This window comes from Paeniglutamicibacter sulfureus (genome assembly GCF_030512175.1).
In the GTDB taxonomy this organism is placed as follows: Bacteria; Actinomycetota; Actinomycetes; order Actinomycetales; family Micrococcaceae; genus Paeniglutamicibacter; species Paeniglutamicibacter sulfureus.
Map to the genome: position 1 here is coordinate 1125198 of NZ_JAULBL010000001.1, position 20159 is coordinate 1145356.

Genomic DNA, 20159 nt, shown 5'->3' on the forward strand with positions numbered 1-20159 from the left:
GGACGCACCACGATCAATGTGGTGGGTACGTTGACAATTCTGCCTGCTAATCAGGCTCCGGGCGTCACGGCCGGGGTGCCGGACTTCAGTTTGGTGCCTTCCGGGCGCGGGGCACCCAGGACCAGGATGTCGACCTGTTCGTCGGTCAGGGTCTTGTTGTGCCTACGGCGCATCAGGAAGAATACGACGCCCAGCAAGGTCCAGACGACCAGCGCCGTCATGGATTCCTTGCCCAGCACGCCCGGGGAACCCGGGATCAGCAGCAGCCCCATGAAGACCAGGGCCGTCACGGCGCCCAGCGCGCTGAGCACCTTCTTGGAGGTGGAGCGGGTGCCCTCGAGGTCTCCGGGGCACTCGATGGAGTTGGTCGGGCGGAAGATCTTGAACGCGCACAGGCAGGTGTAGAGGTAGGCAACCGTCACGCCCACCGCGGACATGTCAACGACCCAGGTCAGTGCCGCGCGGCCGAACCACGGGCTGATCAGGCAGACGGCCCCGACGAAGATGACGCCGACGTATGGGGTCTTGTACTTGGGGTGCAGGCGGGCGAACATCTTCGGGACCATCTGCGCCCGGCCCATGCCCAGCAGGATGCGGCTGGCCGAGACGTAGAAGCCGTTCAGGCCGGTGCTCACTCCCATGGTGATGCCGATGGTCAGCAGCAGCAGGCCGGATCCGCCCAGCACGCCGGTCAATGCGTCCGCGGTGCCCCAGGCCGAGTCGCCGGCAACGAGGGCCTCCCACGGGGCGGCCATGGCGACGGCGGCGATCATGGCCGCGTAGAGCAGGGCTGCGGCCAGAAGTGCCAGCACGATCAGCTTCATGGCCTTGGCCGGCGGGAAATCGAATTCCTCTGCCGCCTGCGGCACGTTGTCGAAACCGATGAAGGCCCAGGGTGCGATGGCGACAATCGCGGCGATCGCGGCGACCGGGTTCACGCCCTCCGGAAAGGCCGGAAGCGCGTTGGAGAAGAGGACCTGCGGGCTGGCGATGACCGCCACCAGGATGCAGGCCACGGCGACGAGCATGATGACGCAGGCGATGAACTGGATGCGGCCGGAGAGGGCGGTGCCGCGGATGTTGAGGTAGGCGAAAACCGCCAGGGCGACCATGGAGATGAGCACCTCGACGATGTACACGTCGAAACCTGCCACGGTGTATAGGTATCCCTGTTGGACCACGTCCGGCATGAGCTTGCGGAAGAGCAGGGCCAGCGCCGAGGCGTTAAGGGCCACGATGCAGGTGTAGCCAAGGGTCAGGAACCAGCCGCAGAAGAAGGCGTGGGTCCGTCCGAAGCCGACCAGGGCGAAGGCCAACTCGCCGCCGGAGACGGGAAATGACTTGATCAGGAACCCGTAGCTGACGGCAATGAGCACCATCAGTGCGCCACCGATCAGGAAGCCGGAGACCGCTCCGAGCGGTCCTCCCATGGCCAGCCAGTCGGTGGGGAGGATGAACGCACCCCAACCCACGGCGGAGCCCAGGGCAATGGCCCAGACCCAGTGGGCCTTGAGTGTTTTTTCCATGCGCTCGGGCTGGCCGTTGTCCGGACCTGCCGATGCCGATGCCATGGGAGTAACCACCGTCTTGTCTGTTGTGGCTTTCATTTTAACCTCGTTCTCGGGTGGTGGCGGCGATGCCACCGCTTGCGAAGACCGGCCGCCCCGGCAGGGGCGGGACCGGTGGATCAAGATTTCTGGGATTGCAACATGCTGATGAGTGAAACGTTGACGATGTCCGCGACGCTTGCGCCGCGGGAGAGGTCGTTGACCGGCGCGGCCAGCCCCTGCAGGATTGGCCCGTAGGCCTGGGCACCGGCGAGCCTTTGGGTGATCTTGTACCCGATGTTTCCGGCCGCCAGGTTGGGAAAGATGAAGACATTTGCGTGTCCGGCCACCGTTGAGCCCGGGGCCTTGGACGCGGCCACCGATTCGAGCAATGCGGCGTCGAATTGCAGTTCCCCGTCGATGCTCAGTGTTGGCTCGGCCGCCAGGGCCAGGGCGGTTGCCGCGCGGACCGTGGAAATGCTTTCGTGCTCCGCGGATCCGGCGGTGGAAAAGGAGAGCATGGCGACGGCCGGTTCTTCGCCGGTGAGGATGGCGAAGGTCCGTGCCGTGGCGCGGGCGATGTGCGCCAATTGGGTGGCGTCGGGCGTCGGGATGACGGCGCAGTCGCCGTATCCCACATAGCGCCCGTCGGCCAGCCGCATCAGGAAGGAGGAGGAAATGCTGCCGGCACCCGGGTCCGTGCCCACCACGCGCAGTGCCGCTCTCAGCACGTCGGCGGTGGGCCGGGTGGCCCCGGCGACGACGGCCGAGGCCAGCCCCGCCGGAACCGCCGCGACCGCCAGGAACAACGGGTCATCCATCCACCCCGCTGTCTTGGCGGGGCCGAGGCCGGCGACCTTGCCGGCCAGGAGCGTCCCGGCGGCACTGTCGCGCAGCTCGGCCACGCACAGGACGGTGGTGGCGTCGGTGAGCGTGACGCCTTCGGCGAGCGCCATCGCCTTGATGCACTCGCGCTCCCCCACCAGGATGGTCTCGACGCCGATCTCGCCCAGCACCCCGGCCGCGGCAATGGCCCGCGGATCGTGCCCGTCGGCAAGGATGACTGGTCCGCGGGAACCTTGGTCCGGGCCTGCCAGGAATCGGGCCAGGATTTTTTCGTCGACACCCGGGGGTCTCACCGTTGCGATGGCCATGGGACGGTTTCCTCCCATTGCCCGCTAGACCGCGGCCAGGGTGACGGCCGGCGACTTGAGGTAGCTGTCGGCGGCACTCATCACGTGGTGGACCTTGTCCAGCAAGTCATCGAGCACGTCCTGGTCGGCGACCAGGGGCGGGGAGAGCACCAGCATGGTGGCGCCGCGGTTGTCCGGGCGGGTGATCAGGTTGACCTCGCGCATGGCCTTGGGCATTACCCTGGTCAGCAGGTCCTTGGATTCCTCGGCCGTGAGCTCGCGTCCGGTTTCCCGGTTGCCGGTGAGCTCGATGGCGTAGAAGAATCCGGTCCCGCGGTATTCCTTGATGCTGGTGTGCGCCGAGACGATCTTGTCCAGTCCGTTCTGGAAGTACGGTTCCAGGCTCCGGACGTTGCCCACGATGCCTTCTTCCTTGAGCGCGGTCATGTTGGCCACCGCCACCGCGGTGGAGACCGGGTGGCCTCCCCAGGTGGCGCCGTGGGTAAAGATGCCCGCCAATGGCGAGGAGAGCATGGCGTCGGCCAGCGGTTTGCGGATAATGACCCCGCCCAGCGGCGCGTAGCCGGAGGTGGAGCCCTTGGCGAAGGTGATCAGGTCCGGGACCACGTCGTACTTGATGCTGCCGAACCATTCGCCGAGGCGGCCGAAGCCGGTGATGACCTCGTCGGCGACCAGCAGGATGCCGTGCTCGTCGCAGATGGAGCGCAGTTCCTGCCAGTAGCCGGCCGGCGGGACCAGTGCGCCGCGGGAGTTCTGCACCGGCTCGGCAAAGAGCGCGGCGATGGTGTGGGCGCCTTCGCGGGCGATGACCTCGCGGATCGCCTGGATCGAGGGCAGGTCCGCGGCGGATCCGCCTTCCGGGATGACCTCTCCCAAGGTGTTCGGGACGTGGAAGACGCCGGGCATCAGGGTGCCGAAGGCCTCCTTGTAGGCGGGGATCCCGGTGACGGCCAGGGCGCCAAGGGTGGTGCCGTGGTAGGCCATGTTGCGGGCGATGATCTTGGTGCGCTCGGGTTCGCCCTGCCCGCGGTGGTACTGCCGGGCAAACTTGATGGCCGACTCGACGGCCTCGGAACCGGAGTTCACGAAGAAGACGACGTCGAGGTCCCCCGGGGCCAGCCCGGCGATGAGCGTGGCGGCATCCACGGCCGCCGGGTGGGCCGAGCCCCAGTTGGTCCAGTAGGCCAAGCGCGACATCTGCTCGTACGCGGCCTTGGGAATGTCCTGGCGGCCGTGGCCGATGTTGGCGCAGAAGAGCCCTGCCAGTCCGTCGAGGAACTTGTTGCCGTCCTCGTCAAAAAGGTAGCTTCCCTCGCCCCGGGTGATGATGGGCAGGTTCGGGTCGTTCCACACCTGGCCTGTGGTGAAGTGCGGGTAGAGATGCCGCTGAGCACGATTGCGGATATCTGAGTTGGTCACGAGACCCCTCCATTCAAGGTTTTCCTGTCGGGTCCGCGGGCGCTTCCTTGCCCCGGGGATCCCCGCGCCACCCGACGTTGCCGTGTGGTGTGTATCACTCTGCCCCCATGCTGGGCCCTTTCCCAGACCCAAATCGGCTTCCCTTTTTAGGTACCAGAGGTTGGGGCTACACGTAGATCCGCGGCACTCTGGTCCCCACGCGGGTCAGGATCTCGTACGGAATGGTGCCGGAGGCCTCCGCCCACTTCTCGACGTGCGGCTCCCCGGCATCCCCGGGGCCAAAGAGCAGCGCCGCGTCCCCGGCCGAGACGTCGTCGTCGCCCACGTCGATGACGAATTGGTCCATGCAGACCCGGCCCAGGACGCGGTAGCGCACGCCACCGACCTGGACGGGACCCACCGAGCTGGCGCTGCGGAAGACGCCGTCGGCGTAGCCCAGCGGAACGACTGCCAGCGTGGTCTCCCCTTGCGTGGATTCGGTGTGGCCGTAGGAGATCCCGGCGCCGGCCGGGGCGCGCTTGGTCTGCACAACGGCAGCGCCCAGGGACATGGCCGGCCGCAACCGGGGGCAGTGGATGCGTTCGGATTCGGGGAGCGGGTTCACCCCGTAGACGGCGATCCCGGTGCGGACCATGTCGAAGTGCGCCTCCGGGGTGGCGAGGGTCGCTGCGGAGTTGGCGATGTGGCACAGCGCGGGGTCCAGCCCCAGGGACCTGGCCGTGTCGATGGCGTGCCTGAAGACCTGCAGTTGCGCAGCCACCGAAGGGTGCCCCGGTTCATCGGCGCAGGCCAGGTGGGACCAGACTCCCACCACCCGGATCCGTCCGGCGGCTTCCAGCTCCCGGGCCGCTGTGCACAATGCCGGCCAGTCGGCGGGCGTTGCCCCGCCGCGCCACATCCCGGTGTCGATCTTCAGGTGGATCCGGGGAACGCCGCCGGCCCCGGTTCCGGCGTCAGCGATCTCCCGCAATTGCCCCACCGAATACGCGGCAAGCTCGATGTCCTCGGCGATGGCCCGGGCGTAGGGTGCGCCGGGCGCCGCCAGCCAGGAGAAGAGCGGGGCGTCGATCCCGGCTTCCCGCACCGCGAAGGCCTCCTCGAGCACGGCGGTGCCCAGGTAGTCGGCTCCGCCTTCGAGGGCTGCGCGGGCGGCGGGCACGATGCCGTGTCCGTAGCCGTCGGCCTTGAGCACCGCCAGCAGCCGGACGCCGGCGGCGACCTTCCGCAGCGCCCGCACGTTGGCGGAGATGGCCGCCGTTTCGATGAAGGCTGCCCGCTGCGGCACCGCGCCGAGGGCTGTCTGCGGCCCGGGGGCCTGGTTGTTTTCGAGCGTGCTGAAGGGATTCATTGCGACGTCCTTGTCGTTGGTGGGGTGCGCCGGTGCGCGGGCAGGGGGCGGCGGGCGGCAACATGCCCGCGCTACCTACAACTGTTCTGCAGGTGCGCCGTTCGGCACAGATCCAGATCGGGCAGGGTTCAATGGGTCCACAGGATGTGAAGGGGCCTCGCCCTGCCGCCCGGCAAGCCCTGCAATGACGCGGCCCAGTTCCCTGATGCCCGGTCGGATGGCCTCGAGCTTGATGGCGGCGAATCCCAGGCGGAAGTGGTTCCGGTTGGCTCCTGGATCATCGTAAAAAACGTCCCCGCGCTCGATGACGATTCCTGCCTTCAGCGCCTCGGCCGCCAATTCCACGCAGTCCAGGTCCGCCGGGCCGGTGATCCAGACGCTGACCCCGCCCGGAGGCGCAACGACCTTGAAGGGCACGAATTCCTCCAGCGCCTCGGTGAGCACCTGCCACTTGCGCTGCAATTGGGTGCGGCGCCGCGAAATGGTGCGGTGGTACTGGCCCGATTCGATCAGCAGCGCCATGGCGCGCTGGGGGTGGCCGGGGATGTGCCGGATCTTGTAGCGCCGCTGGTTCCGCAATTCGGTGATCAGCTCCGCCTCGGCCACCAGGTAGCCCATGCGCAGCCCCGGGGCCAGGAACTTGGTGAAGGATCCGAGGTAGATGACGTGCCCGGAATTCGGCAGCGCCTTCAGCGCCGGGGTGGGCTTGCCGCGGTAGCGAAACTCGGAATCGTAGTCGTCCTCGATGATCAGTGCCCCCGCGTCGCGGGTGCTCGCGAGGATTTGCTGGCGGCGGCTGCCCGAGAGGGTGACGTTGGTGGGGCTGTGGTGGCTGGGGGTGAGATAGAGCAGGTCAAGGTCCCCGAAGTCCGCGGGTGGCACCAGGCCGTGTTCGTCGACTTCCAACGGACGCAGCGTGGCACCGGTGCGCGCGAAGGTGTGCCGGGCATCGACATACCCGGGGTTCTCCACCCCGACCACGGTGTCGAGGCCCATCATGGTCTGCGCCAGAAGGTCCAGCCCCTGTTGGGAGCCGGCGGTGATGAGGATGTTTTCCGGCCGGGCCTGGATGCCGCGGGCCGGGAGGACCCGCTTGCACAGCACCTCGAGAAGGTACGGGTCGTCCTCGTCCACCGAGTCGCGCAGCGAGTAGAAGAGGTGCGGTGCGTCCATGGCGTCGCGCAGCGCCCGGGACCAGGCCAGGCGCGGGAAGTCGCGCTCGTCGACCTGCCCGGCCACGAACGGGTACGGGTGGCTCGACCAGTTGCGGACCTTGGTGATCTCCGGCATCCCGGCATCCTCGCGCGGGCGGATGTGCCGGGACCAGTCGACGGCCGACCCCTCAGCCGTGGCGGCGGCGGCGCCAAGCTCGCGGTTGCGCAGCATCTGGGTGTTGATGAAGTAGCCGCGGCGCGACCGGGACTCGATCATGCCCGAGGCCAGCAGCTCCTGGTAGGCAGCGTTGACGGTGTTGCGCGAAAGACCGAGCTCCCGGGCCAGGTCGCGCGACGAGGGCAGGGGCTGCTCCGGCACCAGGGTGCCCACGAGGATCTGGTGCTCCAGCGCCTGCCGCAGCTGCCGGTACAGCGGCTCCCCTGACTGGGCCGACACCGCGATCGGAGCCCTGACCCCTTCGCGGGGTTCCGGCAGGTCTGCGGGGTTGGCGGGGCGCGGGTTCCTAGACGTAGCCATGGTTGGCGCCCGCAGGGACCGGGACGTAGAAGCGCGGGATGACCACGATGGGCACCGGCAGTGCACGCAGCATCTTGTTCGCGGTGGACCCCAGGAAGATCCGGCTCCGCTCCGCCAGGCGGCTGGAGCCGAGCAGGACGATTTCTGACTCGTCCCAGTCAAGGGCGTCCACCGCGGCCTCTGTCGAGCGGCCCTGGGCGACGTCGGCGGTGACAATCGTCCGGTTCCGCACCCCCGCGATGGCCGTCTCGAGGGTCTGCCGGGCGTGCTCGCGCGCCGCATCGATCCGGTCGCCGTGGTGCTTTTCTTTGTCCATGGCCACCAGCGAGATCAGCCGCAGCGGAACGTGGCGGACTGCGGCGGAATCCACCGCGGCCTCCAGGACCGAATCGGCCCCGGTGCGGGTGCCCAGCGCACAGGTGATGCGGGTGATTTCCCGCGGAGGGAGGTAGCCCGAGGGTGCCAGCGCCACCGGGACCGGCGAGGAATGCAGCAGGGCGTTGGCCACGGAGCCCACGGTGAACCGGCGCAGCGGCCCGGTGCTGGCCGCTCCCACCACCACCAGGTCCGCCTTGAACGCCGACACCGCCTCGAGCAGCCCTTCGGCCATCGATGCGGCAAAACGAATGTGGGTCCGCGCAACCATGCTTGAGGGCACCAGCGCCAGCGCCCGGTCCATCCATTTTTGGGCTGCCTGCTCCAGGAACTCCTGGTAGACGCGTTCGCTGCGGGTGGCTGCAGCGGCCGGCTGGACGCCGGGAAGGATGTGGACCAGCTCGATCTCGGCATGAGTGGGAGCCGCCAACGACCTGGCCAGCGCCAGTGCCAGGGAGATTGCCTCGCGGCCGCGCTTGTCCTCGGTGCATCCAACGACATACCTCATGGCGTGGGCTTCCCCCCTTCATTGGGAGTCGATTCGGGCTTACCCCCTTATGCCTACCAGTTCGCGGTGCAGGGCGGAAAGAATGACGCACCTGTGACGCGGCGCACTATTTGTCCATCGAGTGCTGCGCCAGGAAGGAATACACCTCGGTCTCGTCCACGCCAGGAAAGGCACCCTGTGGCATGGCCGCCAACAGATGCGTCTGGGCACGCGCGCTGGGCCAGGCCTGGCCCGCCCACTGCTGCTGCAGCTCCAGTGGCGGGCGGCGGCAGCACGACTCGTCCGGGCAGGTGGATACGGAGCGCTCGGTGGTGTCGCGGCCACGGAACCACTTCACGTGCACGTAGGGCACCCCGATGCTCAGCGAGAACTTCCCGGTGTTGGAACGCTCGGTCCGCGCGGTGCACCAGAAGGTGCCGACCGTCGTGTCGGTGTACTGGTTGTAGGCGCTGAACTGGTCGGCCACGTCGAAGACCTCGCGGCTGGTCCAGTGCCTGCACACCGACTGGCCCTCGATGGCACCGATGTGGTCCATCGGGAAGTTCACGCCGTCGTTCTCGTAGGCCTTGTGGATGATGCCGGACTCGTGCACCTTCTGGAAGTGTACGGTGATGCCCAGGTGCTCGGTGGCAAGGTTGGTGAAGCGGTGGGCGGCGGTCTCGTAGGAGACCGCGAAGGCGTCCCGGATGTCCTCGACGGCGAGCTCCCGCGCACTCTTGGCGTGTTGCAGGAAATCCACGGTTGCCTTTTCCGGCATCATCAGGGAGGCCGCAAAGTAGTTGGTCGCCACACGCTGGCGCAGGAACTCGGCGTAGTCGGACGGGGTGGCGTGGCCCAGCACGTGATGTCCGAAGGCCTGCAACAGCACCGAGCGCGTGGAATGCTCGGAGCGCTGGGACTGGGTGAGGTAGACCCGCATGTTCTTCAGGTCGGTGACCGAGCGGGTGGAGTGCGGCAGGTCCGAGACGTTGTGCAGGGAGAAGCCCAGGTGCGCGGCGATGTCGGCTACCTGGTGGTGCGAGAGCGGACCGGTGGTGTGGCCGATGGCCTTGAGCACGGCCGCGGCTTCCTTCTCGATCGCCGGGAAGTAGTTGTTGCGTGCCTTCATCTCGCCGCGCAGCTCCGCGTTGGCGCGGCGCGCCTCCTCGGGGGTGGCCGATTGCTCGTTGAGCCGCCGCTCCAGCTCCCCCTGCAGCCCGACCAGGGATTCGAGCACGTCCATGGGCGTGCGCGAGGAGATGCGCACCTTGGGCAGCCCGAGCGATTGGTAGAGCGGTCCGCGCTGGGCGCGTTCGAGCTCGATTTCCAGGGCTGCGCGCCGCGTGGGAGGTGCGGCACCGAGCAGCTCGTCCAACCCGACCCCGAAGATGGCGGCCAGGGACTTGAGCATGCTGAGCTTGGGTTCGCGCTTGCCGTTTTCCATCAGTGACAGTTGGCTGGGTGCGGTGCCCACGGCCTCTGACAGGTCGTCGAGGGTCATGGCCTTGGTCTTGCGCAGGTGCCGGATCCGCCGGCCAAGGGAAATGATGTCCAGCTGCTCGGCATCTTCCGGCGACAGGACACTCTTCTCCGGTGTTGCAGGCCGGTTCCATGTGGGGGTGCTCACGTTTTCAGGGTACGCGAAGAAGTGAAGATCTTCCCAGCACTTGACCAAAAAAGCTGCATTGGAAACACCAAACATTCGTTTCAGGGAAGTTGCATGCCAAATCCGCCAGTCCGCACAGCCGTCCACGAACCAGCAGGATTCCATGTGGAGTTATTCGCGTCGTGCTTTCCCGCCGCCCAACGGGGGTTGTGCCGGACCAACCGCCCTGACAGCATGAAACCGGTGACTGACCATGCGAAATACCTCGAGGCCTACGACGACCAGCTCCGCACGGACGCCGAAACGCCCAGCGCGATCCGGGTTGATCTGCTGGACACACTGCGTCTGGTGACGTTCGCCGGAGGGCGTGGCTTCGTTACGTACCGGGATCTGGGATCCGTTGACGAAGTCGGAATCGCCACACTCGTTGGCCGGGCGCTCGACCATTTCCGCAAGGATCCGACGATCGCCGGCATCGAGTGGAAAAGGCGGGGGCACGATCATGCACCGGGGCTGCACGGGGCGCTGCTGGCCCACGGCTTCCGGCCCGGGGAACCCGAGTCGATCATGATCGGTGCCCTCGAAGGATTATGTGCCGATGTCCCGACCCCCGACGGGGTCGGCCTGCGGCGCATCGCCAGCGATTCCGATGTACGCATCATGAGCGAGATGGTCGATCAGGCCTTCGGCAACCCCTCCAACACCCGTCTTGCCGATGCACTCATCAACCGACTGGCGCGCAACGACGGCATGGAGCTGTGGGTGGCCGAGACCGACGGGCGCATGGTCGGTGCAGGCCGGATCGAGCCCGTGCCCGACACCGACTTTGTCGGCATCTGGGGCGGCTCCACCCTCCGGGCCTACCGCGGCCGCGGTATCTACCGCGCGCTGACGGCTGCACGGGCGCGGTCTGCGCTGGTCCAGGGCAAGAAGCTGGTCCACAGCGACTCGACGGAGTACTCCCGCCCCATCCTGGAACGCTCCGGTCTGCTCAAGGTCTCCACGACCACGCCCTATTACTGGTCGCGCTGAGCCCGAAGGCCGCGCCGCCCGGCTACGCCCTTTTTGACGCGCCAATGGCCCAGACCCGCGGCAGGGCAGCGCCGTTGACGGAGTGATCCCCCACCAGGCGGGCCTTGTAGACCCAGGGGTTGTGGTTTCCCGCGGTGCGGGCGTTGCGCCAATGGCGGTCCAGGTTCTTGGTGGTGCTGGTGGCCGAGGCAGCCAGCGCATCGAAGGCGTGGGTCACGGCATTGAGGACCAGCGGGGTCAGTGCCACCTGCGCCTGGGCCGAGGCGAGTTCCGCGGCGTCGTTGGCCGCCTCGTCTTCCTGCTCCGTGGCGTCCCCGGCATGCAGCGCGACGGCGGTTTCGTAGGCGCGTTCCAGGGAAGTGGCCACGCGTTCCACCGCGCCGGCGGCGACGAATGCGGCCGCGGAAACCTCTCCGACGATTTGCAGCAGCTGCGGGTCTTCACCGGCGACGTTGGCCGCGGCGTGGCTGAAGGTGCGCTTGCGCGCGGCCAGCTCGGCGGCGAACTCGCGCTCGACGGCGCGCGCCGTTCCCGCCAACACCGCCAGCAGCACCTCCTGGTAGAAGGCAGTCTGGTACTTGAACCTGGTGTCGAATTCGATGAGGTTCTGCGCCGTGACGACGGCGTCGGTGTAGGTGGAGGTCCCGGTGCCGGTGGTGCGCTGGCCGAATCCGTCCCAGTCGTCCCCCAGCTGCACCCCGGGCTGGTGGGCGCTGACTACCGCAATGACCCGGCTGCCGGTGTCGGTGCGCTGGGCGTAGGTGTCGATCCAGTCGGCGTAAATCGACCCGGTCGAGTAGTACTTGGTCCCGTTGACCACGAATCCGCCGTTGCCGTCGGGGCTGACCTTGGTATTCACCTCGCCCACGGTCACGGTCCCGATCTCGGTCCAGGCACCGCCTACCAGCTCGCCGTCGACAAAGCGCGCCAACCAAGCATCGCGTTCCGCGCCGGGGACGGCGACGAGCCGGTCCTCCACGAAGGCGAAGTGGCTGCGCAGCGCTTGGGTGATGTTGGGGTCTGCCGCGGCAAGCTCGGTGAGCAGCTCGAAGAGCTCGGGCAGCGTGGCCCCGGCACCTCCGTGGGATTCTGGAACGCGAACCGCGCCGAACCCTGCGGCGGCCAACGCCGAGACTTGTTCGCGGGGAAGCGACCCCGTGCGGTCGCGCTCCGAGGCACCGGCGGCGATGTCGGCGAAGAGCGGGGCGAAGCGTGTCGAAAGCTCCTCGAGCCGGCTGCGGTTCAGGGATGTGGTGGTCATGGTTGGACTCCTTTTGTGTGGGAAGGAAAGCGGGACGGGGCTTAGGTGTAGAGCGAGAGCGGTTGCAGCTCTCCATGCAGGAAGTGGGCGCCGACCTCGATCTTCTTGTAGTCGACCGGGTCGTGCAGGGTGTGGGTGCGCACATTGCGCCAGAAGAGGTCGAGGCCCACGGAATTGGCCGTCGAGCTGGCGCCGGTGACCTCATAAATGCGGTTGGCGACCTCGATGCCGGTCTCGGTGGCCACCACCTTCAGCTCGGCGATGGCGATGGCGTAGTCCCCGCGCTGCCCGGCCGTCAGCTCGTTGGAGCGGGCGACCTCGGTATCGAAGCGGCGGTTCAGCTTCTCGGCGAGCGCCTCCACCGCTGCTGTGCGGGCCTTCAGTTCCCCGATGGCGCGCTGGAAGACCACGTCGTGCGCATAGCTTTCGGCGTTTGAGAGGAACCAGGCGTTCTTGCGCGCCAGCAGCAGTTCCCTGCCCTTGGCCAGCGCGCCCTGGGCGACGCCGAGGTAGAAGTTGCCGAAGCCCAACTGAACCCCCGGCGTCAGCAGCGAGGCGATGGGCTCGTCGGTGACCGGCCCGAGGATGTCCTCGGGCAACACCGCGACATCGGTGTACCGCACCGAGCCCGAGGCCGTCAGCCGCTGGCCGAGGTGGTCCCAGTCTCCCACCAGTTCCAGTCCCTCCCGCCCGGTGTCCAGCACGAAGGCCAGCACCTTGCCGTCGTTGGTTCCGCCTTGGATGACGGCGTTGACGATGATGACCTCGCCCACCCCGGAGCCGGTGGAGAAGCGCTTGAACCCGTTCAGGCGGTAGCCCTCGCCCTCTTCGGTGAGCACCAGGGTGGGGTCCACGGGGTTCACCGAGTCGCCCCAGAGCCAGCCGCCCTCCACCGTGCGGCGCCACCAGGCCGGCTGGTCCTCCGGGGCCGCGTAGAAGCCGATGCCCGCCTGGTTGAAGTAGTGATAGGCCAGTAGCTGGGAGATCGAGCCGTCGGCGGTGGCCAGGATACGCACGGCGTGGAAGGAGGACTCGAAGTGTCCTCCGCCACCGCCGAACTCCGCAGGGACCAGCAGATCCAGCAGGCCCGAGGAGCGCAGCAATTCCGTCTCCGCATGGGGTGTCGCGTTGGCGCGGTCCCGGACCAGGGCATCGGTGGCAAGGGTGTCGGCCACCGATTGGGCGATGGCGCTCCAGTGGGCGATCTCCGCCTCGTCGGCGTTCCCGGTCCAGGGGGTGCGGCGCAGGGTCTCGGTGCTTGTGCTCATGTGCTTGCCTCTTTCCTAGGAGTGGTTCGAGGCCAGGACGGCCTCGGGGGTGGCGCTGGCCGCGGCCTCGGCTGCGGAGGGCTTGTCCGCATAGGAGCCGCGGTAGGCTGCCGCCGGGTGGGTGTCGGCGACCTTGGTGTTGCCCTGCCCGGCCACGTATTCGCGCAGCGTGGAACCCTCGTAGCCACCCCAGGCGCGTCCGCGCTTGCGCAGTTCCGGGACCACCAGGTCGGAAAATTGCTCGAAGGACCCGGGGGTCACGGCGTAGGCCAGGTTGATGCCGTCGAGCCCCGATTCGTCCACCCAGCGCTCCACCTCATCGGCAACGGTCTCGGCTGAACCGACAAAGACCGGGCCGATGCCGCCGATGCCCAGGTAGTCGGCGATCGCATTCGGCGTCCACGACTTGGTGGCATCCGCGGTGGTGAAGATCGACAGGGCGGAGCGCGCAGCATTGGTGTCGATGTACTTCAGTTCGTCCTCGCCGGCGTACTTGCTCAAATCCAGGCCCGACCAGCCGCCATAGAAGGTCATGGCGCCCTCGCGGGAGGAATAGGACTGGTATTCGCGGTACAGCGCCTCGGCCTTGGCATCCGAGTCGGCGACAACGGTGGTGACCAGGGCGTAGAGCTTGGCCGCATCGCGCGGGCGGCCGACCAGCTCGAGTTCGTCGCGGATTGCCTCGGTTTGCCGGCGGGTGACGGTGGTGTTGATCGAGTTCAGGAAGATCCCTTCGGCGTGCGTGGCGCCGAAGCGCCGGCCGCGTGAGGATGCCCCCGCTTGGAATATGGCAGGGGTGCGCTGCACCGAGGGCTCGGAGAGGTGGATTCCGGGCACCTTGTAGTACGTGCCGTCGTGGTTGATCGGGTGCACCTTGGAGGGGTCGGTGTAGATCCCGCGCTCCCTGTCCTTGACGACGGCGCCATCCTCCCACGAACCCTCCCAGAGCTTGTAGACGACCTCCATGAATTCATCGGCGAGGTCGTAGCGCTCGTCGTGTCCCAGTTGGCGCGTGTAGCCCAGGTTCCGCGCGGCGGATTCGAGGTAGCTGGTGACAACGTTCCAGCCGATGCGCCCGCCTGTGAGGTGGTCAAGCGAGGAGAACTTGCGGGCCAGTGCGTAGGGCTGTTCGTAGGTCAGCGCGCTGGTCACCGCGAACCCGAGGTTCTTGGTCACCACCGCCATCGCGGAGACCTGCATGAACGGGTCGTTCAGCGGGACCTGGTCGGCGTCCAGCAGTGCCGGGGCGCTGGAGTTTTGGTAGACGTCGTAGATTCCCAGCACGTCGGCCAGGAAGAGGGCGTCGAAGCCGCCGGCCTCGAGGGTCTTTGCCAGGGAAGTCCAGTATTCGAGGGTGTTGTAGGTATCCGCCCGATTTTCCGGGTGGCGCCAGAGCCCGGGGCTCTGGTGGGTCGGGGTGGTCATGTCGAAGGCATTGAGGGAAATGCGTTGTGCCATGGCGTGTGGGGCCTCTTCCTAGTCGGTGCTCTGGGTTGCGTTGCGGTGTGCCGGCCTGGTCAATAGCCGGGCCAGGATCCCGCTTCCGGCCGGGACGCTTCGGGAAAGCAGCACACCGAGCAGGAGGATGGCCAACAGCACGACGCCGCGGCCCAGTCCCTGCCAGAAGAAGGAGAGCCCCACGAGGTTCATCCCGTTGCTCAGCAGAGCGAAGATCAGTACGCCGATGAGCGTCCCGGGCACCGAGACGCGTGAGAAGCGGGAAAGCGTCGCCCCGATGAAAACCGCGCCGATGGCATCCATCAGGTATGCCTGCCCGGATCCGGGCACGAACCCATTGGTCCGTGAGGCCAGGATGACTCCGGCGAACCCCGCAACCAGGGAGCAGAGCAGATAGGCCGAGACCGTGATGCGGTTGATCCGCAGCCCGGAGATCCGCGCCGCGGTGGGCTGCTCGCCGGTGACCGTCACGGTGCGGCCCCAGCGGGTCGCCCCGAGCAGCACGCCGACGACCAGGGCAACGAGCGCGGCGCTGACGATCACCCCGTCCACGTCCAGCAGGTAACCGCGGCCAAGCAGGGCGAACTCGATCGGCACGCGGGGCTTTGACAGGTAGATGGGGGCGCCACCGCCGGTGAGCAGTTGCTGGACGCTGGTGCCAATGAACCAGACGCTCAGCGTGGCCAGGAACGGCGGGATGCGCAGGCCCACGATCAGTGCTGCATTGACGGCGCCGACCAGCAGTCCAAAAAGCAAACCGGCCGCGATGGCGACCCAGGCACGGTAACCGTCGGCGATCAACGCCGCGGACGCAAGCGCGGCCAGGTCCACGGCGACTCCGATGGACAGGTCGATGCCGCCGGCACGGACCACGATGGTCATCCCGATGGCCACCAGCGACAGGATGGCCATCTGGCCCAGCACGCCGGCCAGGTTCCCTGCAGTCAGGAAGACCGGGGACAGCATGCCGAAGCCGAGCAGGATCGCGGCCAGGGCCACCGGGGCAATCAGCCGCGGTGCGATGGCTCCGATCCGGCGCCGCTCCCGGCCGGGAGCGGGCCCGGGGTTGCCCTGCGGCGCCGGCGGGGTGGGCAGCAACGGTGGGGATTGTTGAATGAGGGTCATGATGCGGTGTTCCTTCCTCGGACAACGACGACGGCGAGCACCAGCAGTATCAACAGTCCCTTGGCTGCGCCGACCCACTGGCTGGCAACCCCCAGCAGGGTCAGCCCGTTGGCCAGCCCGGCCACGAAGATTGCGGCGACGACGGTGCCGGGGATGTTGACCACGAGCCGGCGGGAGAAGACGGTGGACATGTAGGCCACCAGGATGATGTCCAGCAGGATCTGCCCGCCGATGCCGGGGACGGCGGCGGATAGCCGCGAGGCCAGCAATACCCCGGCGATGCCGCCCAACACGCCACTGATGACGTAGCTGGAGAAGCGGTAGCGTGCCGGGGACAGCCCGGCGATCGAGGCAGCCGTGGCGTTTTGCCCCACCGCGTAGCTGTTGACGCCCCAGGCGGTCTTGCCCAGCGCCCACCAGGCAAGCAGGGTGCCCGCAACCAGCACCACGACGGCAGCCGGCAGGCCGGCGAAGGTTCCCTGGCGCAGCCACAGGAAGGCTCCCCCATCAAGGGCGACCTTGAGGTTGTCGCTGACCACCAGTTCCAGGGACGTGGCAATGCCCATGGTCGCCAGCGTGGCCAGCAGCGGCCGCAGGCCCAAGATGATGGCAGCTCCATTGACAGCACCCAGCGCCGCGGCAACGGCCAGACCCGTGAGCACGGCGGCCGTGGCTCCGGTGCCTGCCGCGACGGAAACGGCCGTGACGGTCCCGGCAAGCCCGGCGGTGGCCCCGATGGAAAGGTCGATGCCGCCCTCCAGGACGTCGTCGCCACCGGTGACGATCACGATGGCCAAGCCAATGCCGGCGATCCCGAAGACTGCTGCCTGGTTCAGCACCGAGGACACGTTCTCCCACTGCAGGAAGTGCGGCGACCCAAGGGCAAAGAAACCCAGAATGAGGACCACTGCGGCATAACCGGCCCAGGTGATCAGTGCGGGGCGTCTGAGCGGGGCGGCGGCCCCGGCGCCCGGACGGATGGGGTCCAGCGTGGTGACGCTCATGCGTACTGCCTCGCATTCAGGGTTTCGGGGGTGGATTGGACCTGGTCTGGAGCCGAGGCGGCTCCCGAGGCGATCGCCAGAATCCGGTCGGTGGTGACCTCGGGTCCGGAAAGTTCCGCAGCGACCTTTCCGCGGTAAAGGACCAAGGTCCGGTCGGCGATGCCGATGAGTTCCTCCAGGTCCACAGTCACCACCAGCACGGCGGCTCCGGCCTCGACGAGCTCATTGATTTGGGCGTAGATCTGGGCACGGCTGCCGACGTCGACACCGGAGGTGGGCTGGTCAAGCACCAGCACCGAAGCGTCGGCGGCCAGCCACTTGCCCAGCACCGTTTTTTGCTGGTTTCCCCCGGAAAGGTTCCCGGCGATGGCCGAACCGTTGGCTGGGCGAATGTCGAGCTGCTCGATGTATTTCCTTGCAAGCCTGGTCTCCAGCGCGGGGGCAATGAATCCCAGGAGTTTCGAAACGTTGCCCAAGCGCGCCACTGACAGGTTTTCCGCCACGGTGTTTCGCACGAAGATGCCGTCGCGGCGGCGATTCGAGGGCACATAGGCCCCGCCGTTGGCAACGAATCCGGCCACGTCGCGCACCGGTTGACCGCTCAGCTGAACACTCCCGTGGCGCTTGGCGGTGCCGGTGACGGCGTCGGCGACGACATCCACTCCGGAGCCGACCAGCCCGGTGATGGCCAGCACCTCTCCGGGAAGCACCTGGAGGTCAAGCCCCTGCAGGGCGCCGGGAACACTGAGTCCACGGACCTGAAGTGCCGGTATCTTGCTGTCGGGACGGCGTGGGGTCCGCCCGTGGTCGAACTCGACGACCTTGCGACCCACCATCAGCTCGACCACGTCTTCAAGGCTGTCCCCGGCGCGCAGCGACACATTCCCGGCGTTCCCGCCGTTGCGCAGCACGGTGATCTTTTCGGTGATCTCGTTGAGTTCCTGCAGGTAGTGGGAGATGTAGATGATGCCAACTCCGGCGCCCTGAAGGCGGCGCAGGGTGCCGAAGAGCTGGTCGACCTCGCCTGAGGCCAGCGGCGCGGTTGGCTCGTCCAGGATCAGCACCCGCGGTTCGGAAAGCACCGCCCGGGTGATCTGGAGCAGTTGCTGCTGGGCAACAGTGAGCCGTTCCACCAGCAGGGAGGCATCGATGTGCTGGCCGGTGACGCGCAGGATGTCGGAGGCGGCTTTCTGTTCCAGGTTGCCGCGGCGTATCCAGCCGCGGCCGAGGTCCCGGTGCCCGAGGTACAGCTGTTCCGCGACGGAGAGCCTGGGGGCCAGGTGCCGGTCCTGGTGGATCACGTGGATACCCAGCTCCTCGGCGTCGGCCGGCCTGGCGATGGACACGGGGTTGCCGTCCAGCCGGATCTCGCCTGAGTCGGCGGCATAGAGACCGGTGAGGATCTTGATCAGTGTCGACTTGCCGGCCCCGTTCTCGCCAACGAGCCCCAGGATCTGCCCGGAACCGAGCTCGAGGTCGACGTCGGTGAGGACCTGCGCGGAACCGAACGACTTGTTGATTCCGGTCATTTCCAGCAGCGGGACGTTAGATGCCGAGGTCAAGGCGCACCTGATTCACGTTGGACTTGTCGATGAACACCGGGGCCAGGTAGCTGGTGTTGGGGACCTCGTCGGCTCGGTCACCGAGCAAGAGGGCAACGTTGGCAGCCGACTTGGCTGCCATCGCCTTGGTCTGCTGCGCAACGGTTACGGTGTAGGAGCTTTCCGGGTCCGCGATGAGGTCAAGTGCCCCGGGTTCGGCGTCGACGCCGTAGAGCTTGATTTCGTCCCTGCCTGCCGAATCGACGGCCTGGGCCGCACCAATCAGCGGGATGTCCCAGCAGCTCCAGATGGCGTCGATCTCCCCGGCGGGGAGTCTGCGAAGCTGGTCCTGGACCTGCTTCTTGGCATCCTCGATGGTGCCTTCGTATTTGTCCTGAAGCTCGGGCTTCAGGATTTCGATTCCCGGGTAGTCCTCGAGCACCACCTTGAGTTCGCTGTAGCGGATCCGGCACGGGGCCACTCCGGGGAAACCGTTGAAGGCCAGGATCTTGCCCTTGCCCCCGATGTCCTCGGCCAGGGTGCGGGCAACGGTGGAGCCGACCCACCAGTTGTCGCCGGTGACGTTGTTGCTGCTGTACTCGGACTGGAAATCTATGGTGAACAGTGCGATCCCGGCCTCGTCGACCTTCTTCAGGGCGGGACTGAGCGTTTGGGCATCACCGAGGATCACGATGATCGCATCAGGCTGCTGCGTGACGAGGTTTTCCACGTTGCTGACGTGCTTGTCGTCCTTTGCCTCGGCCTGGGTTGCAATCACCGTGCCACCGAGTTCCTCAATTCGGGATTGGAGCTCCTCATAAATAACGCGGCTGTAGTCGTGGACAATGTCCTTCGCGGCGATTCCAACCGTCTTGCCTTCCAGCGAGGGGACGCCGGCGAGGGGGTCGGCTTCTGCAACGGGAGCGCCCGCTGCCCCCGTGCCTGGTTGGTTGGCGACCGGAGCGGCAGTGGCCACTGGTTCCTTCAGCGAGCATCCAGTGACCATCAAGGTCAGCGCGGCTGCCAGGCTCGCGCCCTTAAGAATCGCTCCGCGCAGCGCACGGCCTGACGATGCCGAGTGGGATTTGGTGTTTTCCATGAAACGCATTCCTTCAACAATCTCGGTGGCGAAGAAATCGACAAACAATCCGACCCATGGCCAGCAGGTCCTGGCCGCGGGAGGAATCGCGAGATCTCCATCGGTCCTGGCCGAAGCACTATCCACGGATTGCTCCGTAAACTTGCTGCGGCGTCAACAAGCCAGGTCTCTCGGCCGCTCTGGATGGGTACTCATCGATTCAAACAGCCTGATTCCGCCGAATAAATACGACCGTAATATGTCGGTTGCTTCAGGCCTCATGACGTCGTCTGGCGACTTTCACGTCGTCACACCGGGCCGAATCCCGCCCTTCATCGACCTCGAGATGTCATATGGCGGAAGGAACCGTCACCTTTCGCCTTCAATTTGGAACTAGCCGCCCTCCGCTCCATCCGCTACGGCTTCTCCCGCTGCGGCCGGTGACACATTCACCAGACTCGGCTTCGCAATGCACTTTGTGTCCGGCAGGAATCAAACCGCCCAGGGCTGACGACTGATGCAGTGCGCCTACGGCGCACGATGCCGATGGCAAAAGATGTTGTCGGAATTCATGCTCCGACACTGACAAAAAATCTAGAATTAGGGTACGGATAAAGGACCTGGTGATGAACATGAAAAACAAACGTCCCCGCTCGGCAGGCAATGCAGGCAGTACTTCCAGGATGGGCCCTGCCGCGCTGCACGGTTCGGCGTCAAGCCCCGGACTCCCAAATTTGGCAGGTGCCCAGATCCCGGGCCCGGGT

General features: G+C 66.8%; 15 protein-coding genes. 1 reads left to right on the forward strand and 14 read right to left on the reverse strand.

Annotated features, from left to right (window positions below; all coding sequences use genetic code 11):
- Positions 1 to 50: 50 nt before the first annotated feature.
- From Q2T94_RS04945 to Q2T94_RS04975, 7 genes are all read right to left on the reverse strand, one after another.
- Positions 51 to 1607: an APC family permease gene (locus Q2T94_RS04945; RefSeq protein WP_302263099.1), complete on the reverse strand. Its 1557-nt coding sequence runs from the start codon at positions 1605 to 1607 to the stop codon at positions 51 to 53.
- Between the two features lie 80 nt (positions 1608 to 1687).
- The gene (locus tag Q2T94_RS04950; protein ID WP_302263100.1) at positions 1688 to 2701 is read right to left on the reverse strand and encodes a phosphotransacetylase; all 1014 of its coding nucleotides are present in this window, start codon (positions 2699 to 2701) and stop codon (positions 1688 to 1690) included.
- Between the two features lie 24 nt (positions 2702 to 2725).
- Positions 2726 to 4120 (reverse strand): aspartate aminotransferase family protein, encoded by a 1395-nt coding sequence (locus Q2T94_RS04955; RefSeq protein ID WP_264269905.1) that lies wholly within the window; start codon positions 4118 to 4120, stop codon positions 2726 to 2728.
- A 166-nt stretch (positions 4121 to 4286) separates the two neighbouring features.
- Positions 4287 to 5468, reverse strand: coding sequence for an alanine racemase (alr, locus tag Q2T94_RS04960; RefSeq protein ID WP_302263101.1), 1182 nt, complete (start codon positions 5466 to 5468; stop codon positions 4287 to 4289).
- A gap of 75 nt (positions 5469 to 5543) precedes the next feature.
- Positions 5544 to 7160 carry a MocR-like pyridoxine biosynthesis transcription factor PdxR gene (pdxR, locus tag Q2T94_RS04965; RefSeq protein WP_302263102.1) on the reverse strand — a complete coding sequence of 539 codons (1617 nt, stop codon included), beginning with the start codon at positions 7158 to 7160 and terminating at the stop codon, positions 5544 to 5546.
- The gene (locus Q2T94_RS04970) at positions 7147 to 8043 is read right to left on the reverse strand and encodes a universal stress protein (RefSeq protein WP_302263103.1); all 897 of its coding nucleotides are present in this window, start codon (positions 8041 to 8043) and stop codon (positions 7147 to 7149) included. Before Q2T94_RS04970 ends, pdxR begins: the two co-directional genes overlap by 14 nt.
- Positions 8044 to 8149: 106 nt before the next feature.
- Positions 8150 to 9724 carry a helix-turn-helix transcriptional regulator gene (locus tag Q2T94_RS04975; RefSeq protein WP_302263104.1) on the reverse strand — a complete coding sequence of 525 codons (1575 nt, stop codon included), beginning with the start codon at positions 9722 to 9724 and terminating at the stop codon, positions 8150 to 8152.
- Positions 9725 to 9862: 138 nt separating this feature from the next.
- Between Q2T94_RS04975 and Q2T94_RS04980 the strand changes: the two genes are divergently transcribed.
- Positions 9863 to 10660, forward strand: a complete 798-nt coding sequence (locus tag Q2T94_RS04980) for a GNAT family N-acetyltransferase (protein WP_302263105.1) — start codon at positions 9863 to 9865, stop codon at positions 10658 to 10660.
- Positions 10661 to 10682: 22 nt separating this feature from the next.
- On the opposite strand, the gene Q2T94_RS04985 is transcribed toward Q2T94_RS04980, so the two are convergent.
- Genes Q2T94_RS04985 through Q2T94_RS05015 form a run of 7 tightly spaced genes read right to left on the reverse strand, consistent with a single transcriptional unit; the run spans position 10683 to position 19416 of the window.
- Entirely contained in the window at positions 10683 to 11921 is a 1239-nt protein-coding gene (locus Q2T94_RS04985) for an acyl-CoA dehydrogenase family protein (RefSeq protein WP_302263106.1), read from the reverse strand.
- Between the two features lie 41 nt (positions 11922 to 11962).
- Positions 11963 to 13189, reverse strand: a complete 1227-nt coding sequence (locus Q2T94_RS04990; protein WP_302263107.1) for an acyl-CoA dehydrogenase family protein — start codon at positions 13187 to 13189, stop codon at positions 11963 to 11965.
- Between the two features lie 15 nt (positions 13190 to 13204).
- On the reverse strand, positions 13205 to 14647 hold the full coding sequence (locus tag Q2T94_RS04995) for an LLM class flavin-dependent oxidoreductase (RefSeq protein WP_302263108.1): 1443 nt from the start codon (positions 14645 to 14647) through the stop codon (positions 13205 to 13207).
- A gap of 18 nt (positions 14648 to 14665) precedes the next feature.
- The gene (locus Q2T94_RS05000; protein WP_302263109.1) at positions 14666 to 15772 is read right to left on the reverse strand and encodes an ABC transporter permease; all 1107 of its coding nucleotides are present in this window, start codon (positions 15770 to 15772) and stop codon (positions 14666 to 14668) included.
- Complete coding sequence (locus Q2T94_RS05005) at positions 15769 to 16776, reverse strand: ABC transporter permease (RefSeq protein WP_302263110.1); 1008 nt, start codon at positions 16774 to 16776, stop codon at positions 15769 to 15771. Before Q2T94_RS05005 ends, Q2T94_RS05000 begins: the two co-directional genes overlap by 4 nt.
- Positions 16773 to 18338: a sugar ABC transporter ATP-binding protein gene (locus Q2T94_RS05010; RefSeq protein ID WP_302263111.1), complete on the reverse strand. Its 1566-nt coding sequence runs from the start codon at positions 18336 to 18338 to the stop codon at positions 16773 to 16775. Before Q2T94_RS05010 ends, Q2T94_RS05005 begins: the two co-directional genes overlap by 4 nt.
- Positions 18322 to 19416, reverse strand: coding sequence for a substrate-binding domain-containing protein (locus Q2T94_RS05015; RefSeq protein ID WP_302263112.1), 1095 nt, complete (start codon positions 19414 to 19416; stop codon positions 18322 to 18324). Before Q2T94_RS05015 ends, Q2T94_RS05010 begins: the two co-directional genes overlap by 17 nt.
- Positions 19417 to 20159 lie beyond the last annotated feature (743 nt).